Origin of the sequence: Streptomyces shenzhenensis (assembly GCF_003688995.1) — a bacterium.
In the GTDB taxonomy this organism is placed as follows: Bacteria; Actinomycetota; Actinomycetes; order Streptomycetales; family Streptomycetaceae; genus Streptomyces; species Streptomyces shenzhenensis_A.
This window is the reverse complement of sequence record NZ_PENI01000001.1, coordinates 448,792-461,087: the sequence shown is the minus strand read 5'-3', so window position 1 is coordinate 461,087 and position 12,296 is coordinate 448,792. Positions and strand designations below refer to the sequence as shown.

Here is a 12,296-nt window from a genome sequence, read left to right as displayed (position 1 = left end):
CACCGGAAAACCCTAGTCCTGTCATGTGCTCAAGGTCTCTGTGAGGGCGTGCTGCGGCGCACTTCGTTTCTTTGTGGAGTCCCTACGAATGGCCCAACGATTTACTGGCGGCGGCAGAACCCTTGTCCCCTGGTTTACCCATTAGTAGCGTTCGCGGTGTCCGAACGTACTTCGGGTAACGGCAGTCTTGCTCAGGCAGGTCGAAAGTGGGTGGACCGGTGGTACGCAGACCGGTGGCATGGGCCGTGGCGGTCGTCCTCTTCGTCGAGGCGCTCTTCATCGCGGCACTGAACTGGTTCCTGGGGGTGGTCGTCGACCGTCAGGACATGTCCCTGGCCGGCCTCGACCCGGGCACCATGGCGACCTCCTCGAAGATCGGCGGAGTGGTTTTCGGCGTCTACTTCGTGCTGTGCGGCCTGGTCGCCCTGCTCGTCGCGGTCCGCAACCGGGCCCCGTCCGGCCTCGGCCGCGCCCTGTTGATCAGCGTCGCCGTGGTGCACGGGCTGCTGGGCGCCTTCGCCTGGGGGCCGTTGGGTCGGGGCGTGTTCCTGGTCATGGTGGGCGTGCTGGCGCTGGTCGTCCTGCTCCTGATGACGTACGACGCCCAGCCCGGTACGGCCCCTTCGGCGGGCGGCGGCACACCGGGTGCCGGCGGGGCTCCGGAGGCCGTGGACGGCCCGGAGACGGGCTTCGAGGCGGTGCGGGCCGGGTCCGGCACCCAGCGGCCCCGAGGCGAGGCGGTGGGACCGCGGGACGACCCGTCCGCGTCGGTCGCGCCGGGTGTCACTCCGGCGGTGTCCACAACTCAGTGATTCCGACGCCCAGTTCGGCGAGCAGCCGGCGCACCAGGGGCAGGCTGATGCCGATCACGTTGCCGTGGTCGCCGTCGATCCCCTCGATGAACGGGGCCGAGCGGCCGTCGAGGGTGAACGCCCCGGCGACGTAGAGGGGTTCGCCCGAGGCGACGTACGCGGCGATCTCCGCGTCCGTCGGCTCGCCGAACCGCACCACGGTGGAGGCGATCGCCGACACGTACCGCTTGCTCGTGGTGTCCCAGACGCAGTGCCCCGTCTGCAGGATCCCGGCCCGGCCGCGCATCGACTTCCAGCGGGCGGTGGCCTCCTCGGCGTCCGCGGGCTTGCCCAGCGCCCGGCCGTCCAGCTCCAGCACGGAGTCGCAGCCGATCACCAGCGCGCCCTGCACCTCGGGCCGGGCCGCCACCACGGAGGCCTTCGCCTCGGCCAGGGCGAGCGCAAGATCGGCGGGGGTGGGCGCGGTGACCGCGTCCTCGTCGACGCCGCTGACGACCACCTCGGGGTCGAGTCCGGCCTGCCTGAGCAGCCCGAGCCGGGCGGGGGACTGGGAGGCGAGCACGAGCCGACGGCGCGGGTGGTCTGTCATGCGGTCAGCGTAACGGCGCGGATCCGGCCGCCTCGGTCCGGCCCGGCCGGGCTCATCTCAGCCCGGCCACGACCATCGCGAGCACCATGCCCAGCGCCATGAGGAGACCGAGCCGCCGCAACATGGCCTGCGTCTCGCGCAGTTCCTCGGGCGGCTCGTTCTCGGGGTCTGACCACAGCATGCCACTAGCGTGGGGCTGGGGCGGGGGAGGGTGCCTGAGTATGGGTACTCAAGTTGGCGGGCGGTGTCTGTGGTGCTGTGCGCGGTTCCTCGCGCCCCTGGGGGGGTTGTGGCTGGCTCGGCCGGTAGGTGCGGGTGCTGGGTGTCGGGGGCTGGGTTGGCGGGCGGTGTTCTGGTTCCGTGCGCGGTTCCTCGCGCCCCTGGGGGGTTGTGGCTGGCTCGGCCGGTAGGTGCGGGTGCTGGGTGTCGGGGGCTGGGTTGGCGGGCGGTGTTCTGGTTCCGTGCGCGGTTCCCCGCGCCCCTGAGGGGATGCTGCTGGCTTGGCAGGGGGGCGGTGTTTGTGGTGCTGTGCGCGGTTCCTTGCGCCCCTTGAGGGGGTGCTCCTAGCTTGGCCAGTAGGTGCGGGGCCAGGTTGTTGGGCCTGGGTGGGGGACGTGGGTGGTGGTGATGCGGGCCGGGTCGGACCAGGCGTCCCTGGGGGCGTCCGCGCCGGACAGCGCGCCGGCCGCCGCCGCGGCGCGGACGCGGACCACCGCCAGTGCGGCGGCCAGCTCCTCCGGGGTCGGATTGCCCCGTACGACCTTGATGTTCATGCCGGCTCCCGACGGGTCTAGAGGGGGATGTTGCCGTGCTTCTTCGGAGGCAGGGATTCCCGTTTCGTCCGCAGCTGACGCAGCCCGCGCACGATGTGGCGACGGGTGTCGGACGGCAGGACCACCGCGTCGACGTAGCCGCGCTCGGCCGCGACGTACGGATTGAGCAGGGTGTCCTCGTACTCCCGGATCAGCCGCTCCCGCGTGGCCTCGGCGTCGTCCGCGTCCGCGATGGTGCGGCGGTGCAGGATGTTGACGGCGCCCTGCGCGCCCATGACCGCGATCTGGGCGGTGGGCCAGGCCAGATTGAGGTCGGCGCCGAGATGCTTGGAGCCCATGACGTCGTAGGCGCCGCCGAACGCCTTGCGGGTGATCACCGTGATCAGCGGGACGGTCGCCTCCGCATAGGCGAAGATCAGCTTGGCGCCGCGCCGGATGATGCCGGTGTGCTCCTGGTCCACGCCCGGCAGGAAGCCCGGCACGTCGACGAAGGTGATGACCGGCACGTTGAAGGCGTCGCAGGTGCGCACGAACCGCGCGGCCTTCTCGCTGGCGTCGATGTCGAGACAGCCGGCGAACTGCATCGGCTGGTTGGCGACGATGCCGACCGGGCGACCCTCCACCCGGCCGAACCCGGTGAGGATGTTCGGCGCGAACAGCGCCTGCGTCTCGAAGAACTCGGCGTCGTCCAGGATGTGCTCGATCACCGCGTGCATGTCGTACGGCTGGTTCGCGCTGTCCGGCACGAGCGTGTCCAGCTCGCGGTCCTCGTCCGTGACGGAGAGGTCCGCCTCCTCCGGGAAGGCCGGGGGCTCGCTGAGGTTGTTGGACGGCAGGTACGACAGCAGCTGCTTGACGTACTCGATGGCGTCCTTCTCGTCGCCGGCCATGTGGTGGGCGACACCGGAGGCGGTGTTGTGGGTGCGGGCCCCGCCCAGCTCCTCGAAGCCGACGTCCTCGCCGGTGACCGTCTTGATGACGTCGGGTCCCGTGATGAACATGTGCGAGGTCTGGTCGACCATGATCGTGAAGTCGGTGATCGCGGGGGAGTAGACGGCCCCGCCCGCGCACGGGCCGACGACCAGGCTGATCTGCGGGATCACACCGGAGGCGTGCGTGTTGCGGCGGAAGATCTCGCCGTACGCGCCGAGCGAGGCGACCCCCTCCTGGATCCGCGCGCCCCCGGAGTCGTTGATCCCGATGACCGGGCAGCCGGTCTTCAGGGCGAAGTCCATCACCTTGACGATCTTCTGCCCGTAGACCTCGCCCAGCGCGCCGCCGAAGACGGTGAAGTCCTGGGAGAACACGGCGACGGGCCGCCCGTCCACGGTCCCGTACCCGGTGACCACGCCGTCCCCGTACGGCCGGTTCTGTTCGAGGCCGAAGTGGGTGGACCGGTGCTGGGCGAACTCGTCCAGCTCGACGAACGACCCCTCGTCGAGCAGCAGCACGACCCGCTCGCGAGCCGTCAGCTTTCCCTTGGCGTGCTGCTTCTCCACGGCACGTGCGGAGCCGGCGTGCGTGGCCTCCTGGATACGGCGCCGGAGATCCGCCAGCTTCCCGGCGGTCGTGTGAATGTCGATCTCGTGACGCTCTTCCGGCTCGGACATCGGGATGCGGCTCCCTGCCTGCTCAAAAGGAGGACGGTTACTGATCCGCAGCGTAGTGGGGGCCCGATCGGTCGGCAGTGCGGTGTTTACCACACCTAGGGTGGCTTGCATGACACCGCGAGATCCAGCAGACCCGAACGACAGCCGGTGGTCCGACCTGGACCGCCCTCCCCTCAACGGCACGGCGCTGCGGCGCGGGCTGGTGCGCGAGGGCGGCCTGTGGACCGAGCTGGAGGTCGTGCAGCGCACCGGCTCCACCAACAACGACCTGGTGGCCAGGGCCGCGGCGGGCGGTGTGGCGGAGGGCGCGGTGCTCGTCGCCGAGGAGCAGACGCAGGGCCGGGGCCGGCTGGACCGCCGGTGGACGGCGCCCGCCCGCTCCGGGCTCTTCTTCTCGGTACTGCTGTGCCCGGCCGAGGTGCCGGTGGCCCGCTGGGGCTGGCTGCCGCTGCTCACCGGCGTCGCGGTGGCCACCGGGCTGTCCCGGGCGGCGGGCGTCGACACGGCGCTGAAGTGGCCCAACGACCTGCTGGTGACGGTGGGCGGCGAGGAGCGCAAGGCCGGTGGCATCCTCGCGGAGCGGGCCGGGGACGACGGCGTGGTCGTCGGCGTGGGCATCAACGTCACCCTGCGTGCCGCGGAACTCCCGGTGCCGCAGGCCGGTTCGCTGTCGCTGGCCGGGGCCGTGACCACGGACCGTGACCCGCTGCTGCGGGCGATGCTGCGTTCGCTGGAGGACTGGTACGGGCGCTGGCGCTCGGTCGGCGGTGACCCCTTGGCCAGCGGCCTGCAAGAGACCTACGCGGCGGGCTGCGCGACCCTGGGTCGCACGGTGCGGGCGGAGCTGCCGGGCGACCGGGCCGTCGTGGGCGAGGCCGTGGCACTGGACGGCGACGGCCGCCTGGTACTCGCAACACAAGAGGGAATCCAGCAACCGGTAAGCGCAGGAGACATCATCCACCTACGCCCCGCCTGACGAGCAAGCCCCCCGCAGGGGCGCGGGGAACTGCGCGCCCAGCCACAACGGACCCGAGGCCGCGCACGGCGCTGGTCGCCAATGGGCGGTTTGCGAGGGTTGGCTTTGCCAGCTGGCGCCAGCCGGGGCGTGCCCCATAGGGGCGCGGGGAACTGCGCGATCAGCCACAACGGGCCCGAGGCCGCGCACGGCGCTGGTCGCCAATGGGCGGTTTGCGAGGGTTGGCTTTGCCAGCTGGCGCCAGCCGGGGCGTGCCCCATAGGGGCGCGGGGAACTGCGCGACCAGCCACAACGAACCCGCGGCTGCGCACGACGCCGGACGGCCCCAGACTGATGGCGGGGGTAGGGGGGCTGCAAGCCCCCCGGCAGACGCCCGCCGCAACAAGGGACGACCGCACACGGCACGACCACCGCACCCTCGGCCGAACCTAACGGAGTGAGCTGGCGCACACCTGCCGTAGAGTTGAGGCCGGTCGATACGTGACCGCGGCAGATCGGAAGGGCAGCAGGCGTGACCGTCGACGACACGGGCTCCGGCGCGGACGCGGACGGCCGGGTGAACCCTCCCCCAGCCCCGGGTCCGTTCGACCAGGGGGACCCTCAGGCCGCCGACTCCGGCGAGGACCCGCTCACCCTGCGTCTGGAAACGCTCATCCTGGGCGCCGAGCGGCGCTACACCCCCTTTCAGGCGGCCCGCAGCGCCGGCGTCTCCATGGAGCTGGCCTCGCGCTTCTGGCGGGCCATGGGCTTCGCCGACATCGGCCAGGCCAAGGCCCTCACCGAGGCCGACGTACTCGCGCTGCGCCGCCTCGCCGGCCTCGTCGAGGCGGGCCTGCTGAGCGAGGCCATGGCCGTACAGGTGGCCAGGTCCACCGGGCAGACCACCGCCCGACTGGCCGAATGGCAGATCGACTCCTTCCTGGAGGGGCTGACCGAACCGCCGGAGCCGGGCATGACCCGCACGGAGGTCACGTATCCGCTGGTCGAACTGCTCCTGCCCGAGCTGGAGGAGTTCCTGGTCTACGTCTGGCGCCGCCAGCTGGCCGCGGCCACCGGCCGGGTCGTACAGGCCGGCGACGACGAGGAGATGGTGGACCGGCGGCTCGCGGTCGCCTTCGCCGACCTCGTCGGGTTCACCCGGCTGACCCGGCGGATGGAGGAGGAGGAACTCGGCGAACTCGTCGAGGCGTTCGAGACGACCGCCGCCGACCTGGTCGCCGCCCGCGGCGGCCGGCTCATCAAGACCCTCGGTGACGAGGTGCTGTACGCCGCCGACGACGCGGGCACCGCCGCCGAGATCGCGCTGCGGCTGATCGAGACGATGGCGAACGACGAGACGATGCCCGAGCTGCGCGTGGGCATGGCGTTCGGCACGGTGACCACCCGGATGGGCGATGTCTTCGGTACGACGGTGAACCTGGCCTCCCGGCTGACCTCGATAGCACCGCGCGACGCCGTGCTCGTGGACAGCGCGTGCGCCGAGGAGCTGATCCGCGCCGGTGAGGCGCCCGCCTCCGAGGCCGAGGCGGCAGAGGCCGCGGCGACGGCCGAGAAGGAGGGCGAGGAGCCGCCGGCGTACCGGTTCGCGCTCCAGCCGATGTGGCAGCGCCCGGTCCGTGGGCTCGGCGTGGTCGAGCCCTGGCTGCTCACCCGGCGCAACGGCGAATCCTGACGCGCACGGGCGGTCACGAACCCCCGGCCAGCGACAGGTCGAGACACAGGCCGAGGAGCGGCAGGCATACGCCTCCCGGCCGGCCCGTGGGGGACGGAGACGGTGCCGGGGCCGGTGCGGCGGAGGTCTTGCCGGGTGCCGGGGTGGGCGCGGGCCCTGGCTCGGCGCTCGCGGTGGCTGCCGGCGGCTGGGTGGCGCCCGGTACGGCCGTGGCGCCGGGCGCGTCGGCCTGCGGGGGTGCGGCGGCGGTCGGTGTGCGGCCCGGAGCCGCCGTGGTGGTGGGGGTCGGGGTGTCCGGGAGCGGAGAGCCGTCGACCCCGCCCTGTACGGAGGTCGCCGAGGGCGAGCCCGCCGGGGTGCTGCCGACCGTGGCGGCCGTACGCGCCGAGCGGTCGGCGGTGGCGGCCTGACCCGGTCTGGGTTCCGCCTCCGCGGTGCCGGGGCCGCCGACCGGTGACTCGGGGGCGACCCTGACGAGGCTCAGCACACCGACGGCCAGCACGAGCCCACCGACGGCCACCAGCCCCCTGCGCGGCCGCCGCCGCCGATGCCGCCCCCGCCGCCCACGCACTGCCCCCGCAGGCTCCGACGCGCTCGCTGAGTCCACGCCCCCGGACTCTGCCGAGCCAGGCGCGCTCGGTACGTCCGCCGGGCTCGTTGCCCCTGACTCCATCGAGGCCGATGCGTCCGCTGGGTCTGCCGACCCGGCCGGGGCCGCTGACTCCCGTGCGTTCGGTACGTCCCTTGCGCCGGACGTGCTCGTCGTCCCCCGTGCCCCCACCGAGCCCGCTGCCCCCGACCCCGCCGAGCCGGACGCGTCCACACCCCCTGCCGAGCCCGCCACCTCCGGCGCGCCCGGTACGCCCGCTGAGCCCGACGCGCCCGTCGACTCCCGCGTGCCCGCCGAGCCAGCAGAACCCGGCGTGCCAGCCGCGTCCCCCGAGTCCGCTGCGTCCGCCGAGCCCGTTGCCCCCGACTCCGCTGAGTTGGACGCGTCCACGGCCCCTGCCGAGCCCGCCGCCCCCGGTGCGCCTGTTGCGCCCGAGGTGTCTGTCGTCTCCCGCGTGCCCGTGGCCCCAGCAGACCCCGCTGCGTTCGCCGAGCCAGCAGAACCCGCAGTGGCAGCCGCCTCCGGCGTGCCCGCCGCGGCCCTCGAGTCCGCTGCGCCCGACGGGCTCGTTGCCCCCGACTCCGCCGAGTTGGACACGTCCACGGCCCCTGCCGAGCCCGCCGCCCCCGGTGCGCCTGTTGCGCCCGAGGTGTCCGTCGTCTCCCGCGTGCCCGTGGCCCCCGCCGCCCCTGCTGCGTCCGCCGAGTCAGCAGAGCCAGCAGCGGCAGCCGCCTCCGGCGTGCCCGCCGCGTCCCCCGAATCCGCTGCGCCCGCCGGGTCCGTTGCCCCCGACCCCGCCGAGTTCGATGCGTCCCCGCCTGCCAAGCCAGGCGTGGCAGCCGCCTCCGGCGTGCCCGCTGGGTTCCCTGAGCCCGACGTGCCCGTCGACTCCCGCGTGCCCGCCGAGCCAGCAGAGCTTGCAGTGGTAGCCGCCTCCGGCGCGCTCGGTGCGTCTGTTGCGCCCGATGTGCCCATCGACTCCTCCGCGCCCGCTGAGCCAGCAGAGCCTGCAGCGGCAGCCGCCCCCGGCGTGCCCGCAGCGCCCGCCGCCCCCGGCGCGATCGGCCCGTCCCCTGAGCCCGACGCGCCCGTCGACCCCCGCATGCCCGCTGCCTCCCCCGAGCCCGCCGCCCCCGCCGGCCCCGCGGAGCTGGGCATGCCCGCAGACCCCACAACCCCCACTGATCCCCCCGCCCCCGCGGAGCTGGCCGACCCCCCCGACCCCGCGGAGCTGGTCGTGTTCGAGGCGTCTGGCGTCTCGGATGTTTTTGTGTGCGTCTGCGTCATCGCGATCCCTCCCCGCTCGCGCCCCCCGATGCGCCCCGGCGCAGGGCACGTTATGCGGTTGCTCGGGCGGTCGGCGGGGAGTCGGGGGACTGTCACTCGAACGAGGACCTCCGCGGCGCCCCTTTCCCCGGCGGGACCCGGCTGCGATGATCGGGCCGTCGGTGAGTTAACCCGCGTTAACCGGAGGGTGTCATGAGCGAGGAGCGGTTCGGGGAGTTCGTGCGGGTGCGGCGGCACGATCACGTCGCCGAGCTGGTGCTGGACCGGCCCAAGGCCATGAACGCCGTGTCGACGGAGATGGCCCGCTCCATCGCGGCCGCCTGCGCCGCGCTCGCCGCCGACCGGGACGTACGCGTGGTGGTGCTGACCTCGTCGCACGAGCGCGCGTTCTGCGTCGGGGCCGACCTCAAGGAGCGGAACTCCTTCAGTGACGCGGACCTGGTGCGGCAGCGGCCGGTCGCGCGCAGCGCCTACACCGGCGTACTGGACCTGCCCATGCCGACGATCGCCGCCGTGCACGGCTTCGCGCTGGGCGGCGGCTTCGAACTGGCGCTGTCCTGCGATCTGATCGTGGCGGACAGCACGGCCGTGGTAGGGCTGCCCGAGGTGTCCGTGGGGGTCGTTCCGGGCGGCGGCGGTACCCAGCTGCTGCCCCGCAGGGTCGGCGCAGCGCGGGCTGCCGAGCTGATCTTCTCGGCGCGGCGGGTGGCGGCGGCCGAGGCGCGCGAGCTGGGCCTGGTGGACCAGCTGGTGGACGAGGGCCGGGACGGCGAGGAGGCCCTCGCGCTGGCGGGGCGGATCGCCGGGAACTCGCCGGTCGGCCTGCGCGCGGCCAAGCGGGCGCTGCGCCTCGGGCACGGCCTTGACCTGCGGGCCGGGCTGGAGGTCGAGGACGCGGCGTGGCGCTCGGTGGCGTTCTCCGGGGACCGGGCGGAGGGGGTCGCGGCGTTCAACGAGAAGCGGACGCCCCGGTGGCCGGGGGAGTGACCGGCGGGGCGCGTCGCCGCTCCGGGAGAGATACTTGCCGCCGCCCGCGACACCTGTTCGGCACACCAATGTCCCCGTTCATACCAAACGTCCCTAACCTGGAGTGATGGGTGAGGACAAGCGGCTGGCGGCCGTCGTGGCGCTGGCCCAGGGGATGGCGGCGGCCCACACGCCGGCTGAGTCCTGGCAGGCGGCGGCGAGCGGTGCCTGCCGGGCGCTGGACGGGAGCTTCGCCGCGCTGTCGGTGTGGGAGCGCGAGCGGGGCCGGCTGCGGGTCCTCGTGAACGTCGGCGAGCGGGTTCCGGACGAGGAGGAGTTCCCGGAGAACGAGACCTACCCCGTGCACCAGTTCCCCGAGATCACCGAGTTCCTGCACGAGCGGTGGGCGCTCGGCGGCGGTCCGCACGCCTGGGTGGAGACCGCGGAGGGGACCGCGGCCGGCCGGCCCGGCTACTTCCATCAGCGGGTCACCGCGCTGCGCCGCCGCGGGCGCGGCTGCTGCGTGGTCGCGCCGGTCGTGCTGCACGGCCGTGCCTGGGGCGAGCTGTATGTGGCCCGCCCCGTCGGGGCGCCGGTCTTCGGCCGGGCCGACGCCGGCTTCGCCACCGTGCTGGCCGCGGTCGTCGCCGCCGGGATCGCGCAGACCGAGCAGCTGGAGGAGGCCCGGCAGCTGGCGTACACCGACGCGCTCACCGGGCTCGCCAACCGCCGGGCCGTCGACATGCGGCTCGACGAGGCCATCGAGCGGCATCGCGCGGAGGGCGTGGTGGTGAGCCTCGTCGTCTGCGACCTCAACGGGCTCAAGCGGGTCAACGACACCTGCGGGCACGCCGTCGGCGACCGTCTCCTCGAACGCTTCGGCTCCGTGCTGTCGCTGTGCGGGGCGATGGTGCCGGGCGCCCTCGCGGCCCGTCTGGGCGGCGACGAGTTCTGTCTGCTCGCGGTCGGGCCGCCCGTCGACGACGTGGTGAAGGCCGCGGACGAACTGTGCCGTCGTGCCGCGGAGTTGGAGCTGGGGGAGGGAGTCGCGTGCGGGGTCGCGTCGACCGCGGACGCCATCGGTCCGGTGCATTCCGCGCGCCGGCTGTTCCGGCTCGCGGACGCGGCCCAGTACCGGGCCAAGGCGATGCGCGCGGACCGGCCGGTCGTCGCGGGGCGGGAGGGTCCCGACGACCCGGTCGTGCGCCTCGCCGACGAGCCCTCGCCCGCGCGGGCCGAACGGCGCCGCTTCCGCGGCCGCCGGCCATGAGACGGCGGGTCCGACGGCGGTCCTCGGACCGTTCCCCCGGGGTGCCCCATGGGTAAGGGGTGAACCCCGCCGCCACTAGTGACACCGGGACATTCAATGCGTACGCTCCTGAATATGGATATGCATACTGTGCTGGTGGGGACGTCCGGCGTCACCGCGTCCGACGTCCTCGCCGTGGCGCGGGGCGACGCCCGGGTCGAGCTCGCACCGGAGGCGGTGGCGGCCCTCGCGGCGGCCCGCGAGATCGTGGACGCGCTGGCGGCCGAGCCGGATCCGGTCTACGGCGTCAGCACCGGCTTCGGCGCCCTGGCGACCCGGCACATCGGCCCGGAACTCCGTGCCCAGCTCCAGCGCAACATCGTCCGCTCGCACGCCGCCGGCATGGGCCCGCGGGTGGAGCGGGAGGTCGTACGGGCCCTGATGTTCCTGCGGCTGCGGACCGTCTGCACAGGACACACGGGCGTGCGGCCCGAGGTCGCGCAGACCATGGCCGACGTGTTGAACGCGCGGATCACCCCGGTCGTCCACGAGTACGGCTCGCTCGGCTGCTCCGGCGACCTGGCCCCGCTGTCCCACTGCGCGCTGACCCTCATGGGCGAGGGCGACGCAGAGGGACCCGACGGGACCGTCCGGCCCGCGGGCGAACTGCTCGCCGAGCACGGCATCCGGCCGGTCGAGCTGCGCGAGAAGGAGGGGCTCGCCCTCCTCAACGGAACCGACGGCATGCTCGGCATGCTGATCATGGCCCTCGCCGACCTTGACCTCCTCTACAAGTCCGCCGACGTCACCGCGGCCCTGTCGCTGGAGGCCCTGCTCGGCACGGACAAGGTGCTCGCGCCCGAACTGCACGCCATCCGGCCGCACCCCGGCCAGGCCGCGAGCGCCGCCAACATGCTCGCCGTGCTCAAGGGCTCCCAGCTCACCGGGGTGCCCCGGGTGGCCGGCGCCGCCCACGCCGGCGGGACCTCCGTCCCGTACGAGGCGCCCCGCGTCCAGGACGCCTACTCCGTGCGCTGCGCCCCGCAGGTCGCGGGCGCCGGGCGGGACACCGTCGCGCACGCGCGGCTCGTCGCCGAGCGGGAACTCGCCTCGGCCGTGGACAATCCCGTGGTGCTCCCCGGGGGTGCCTCCTTCGGCTCCGGGGGCGGCCGGGTCGAGTCCAACGGCAACTTCCACGGCGCCCCGATCGGCTACGTCCTCGACTTCCTCGCCATCGCCGCCGCCGACCTCGCGTCCATCGCCGAGCGCCGTACCGACCGGCTGCTCGACAAGAACCGCAGCCACGGCCTGCCGCCGTTCCTCGCGGACGACGCCGGTGTCGACTCCGGGCTCATGATCGCCCAGTACACCCAGGCCGCCCTGGTCAGCGAGATGAAGCGGCTCGCCGTACCGGCCTCGACGGACTCCATCCCGTCCTCCGCCATGCAGGAGGACCATGTCTCCATGGGCTGGTCGGCCGCGCGCAAGCTGCGCACCGCCGTCGACAACCTGAGCCGGGTCATCGCCGTCGAGCTGTACGCCGCGACCCGGGCCGTGGAGCTGCGCGAGGGGATGGCCCCGGCGCCCGCGTCGCAGGCGGTCGTCGAGGCGGTGCGGGCGGCGGGGGTACAGGGTCCCGGCCCGGACCGGTTCCTGGCGCCCGATCTGGCGGCGGCGGACGCGTTCGTGCGCAGCGGGGAGCTGATCGCCGCGGTGGAGGCGGTCACCGGGCCGCTGCGATAGCCGCGGACG

Annotated in this window: 11 protein-coding genes; 6 read left to right on the top strand and 5 right to left on the bottom strand. The window is 73.8% G+C overall.

What is annotated here, in order from left to right:
* Positions 1-218: 218 nt before the first annotated feature.
* A complete protein-coding gene (locus CTZ28_RS01925) occupies positions 219-812 on the top strand; it encodes a hypothetical protein (protein ID WP_259471421.1) in 594 nt (197 codons plus the stop codon).
* Here the strand turns inward: CTZ28_RS01925 and CTZ28_RS01920 are convergent.
* The 4 genes from CTZ28_RS01920 to CTZ28_RS01910 all read right to left on the bottom strand — a co-directional run bounded on the left by CTZ28_RS01920 (position 784) and on the right by CTZ28_RS01910 (position 3,784).
* Positions 784-1,401, bottom strand: a complete 618-nt coding sequence (locus CTZ28_RS01920) for a Maf family protein (protein ID WP_121887401.1) — start codon at positions 1,399-1,401, stop codon at positions 784-786. The two genes, CTZ28_RS01925 and CTZ28_RS01920, sit on opposite strands and share 29 nt — an antisense overlap.
* 52 nt (positions 1,402-1,453) lie before the next feature.
* Positions 1,454-1,582, bottom strand: coding sequence for a morphogenic membrane protein MmpB (gene mmpB / locus CTZ28_RS47950; protein WP_259471420.1), 129 nt, complete (start codon positions 1,580-1,582; stop codon positions 1,454-1,456).
* A gap of 382 nt (positions 1,583-1,964) precedes the next feature.
* Entirely contained in the window at positions 1,965-2,174 is a 210-nt protein-coding gene (locus tag CTZ28_RS01915) for an acyl-CoA carboxylase epsilon subunit (protein ID WP_121887400.1), read from the bottom strand.
* Between the two features lie 17 nt (positions 2,175-2,191).
* Positions 2,192-3,784, bottom strand: a complete 1,593-nt coding sequence (locus CTZ28_RS01910) for an acyl-CoA carboxylase subunit beta (protein ID WP_121887399.1) — start codon at positions 3,782-3,784, stop codon at positions 2,192-2,194.
* A gap of 109 nt (positions 3,785-3,893) precedes the next feature.
* On the opposite strand from CTZ28_RS01910, the gene CTZ28_RS01905 reads away from it, so the two are divergent.
* Positions 3,894-4,760 carry a biotin--[acetyl-CoA-carboxylase] ligase gene (locus tag CTZ28_RS01905; protein ID WP_121887398.1) on the top strand — a complete coding sequence of 289 codons (867 nt, stop codon included), beginning with the start codon at positions 3,894-3,896 and terminating at the stop codon, positions 4,758-4,760.
* A gap of 511 nt (positions 4,761-5,271) precedes the next feature.
* Positions 5,272-6,432: an adenylate/guanylate cyclase domain-containing protein gene (locus tag CTZ28_RS01900; RefSeq protein ID WP_121887397.1), complete on the top strand. Its 1,161-nt coding sequence runs from the start codon at positions 5,272-5,274 to the stop codon at positions 6,430-6,432.
* 13 nt (positions 6,433-6,445) lie between these two features.
* On the opposite strand, the gene CTZ28_RS01895 is transcribed toward CTZ28_RS01900, so the two are convergent.
* A complete protein-coding gene (locus CTZ28_RS01895; protein ID WP_121887396.1) occupies positions 6,446-6,952 on the bottom strand; it encodes a hypothetical protein in 507 nt (168 codons plus the stop codon).
* Between the two features lie 1,569 nt (positions 6,953-8,521).
* Here CTZ28_RS01895 and CTZ28_RS01890 point away from each other — a divergent pair.
* From CTZ28_RS01890 to hutH, 3 genes are all read left to right on the top strand, one after another.
* On the top strand, positions 8,522-9,316 hold the full coding sequence (locus tag CTZ28_RS01890; RefSeq protein WP_121887395.1) for an enoyl-CoA hydratase/isomerase family protein: 795 nt from the start codon (positions 8,522-8,524) through the stop codon (positions 9,314-9,316).
* A 106-nt stretch (positions 9,317-9,422) separates the two neighbouring features.
* Positions 9,423-10,565, top strand: coding sequence for a GGDEF domain-containing protein (locus tag CTZ28_RS01885; RefSeq protein WP_121887394.1), 1,143 nt, complete (start codon positions 9,423-9,425; stop codon positions 10,563-10,565).
* A gap of 120 nt (positions 10,566-10,685) precedes the next feature.
* Positions 10,686-12,287, top strand: a complete 1,602-nt coding sequence (gene hutH / locus CTZ28_RS01880; RefSeq protein WP_121887393.1) for a histidine ammonia-lyase — start codon at positions 10,686-10,688, stop codon at positions 12,285-12,287.
* The last annotated feature ends 9 nt before the right edge of the window (positions 12,288-12,296 follow it).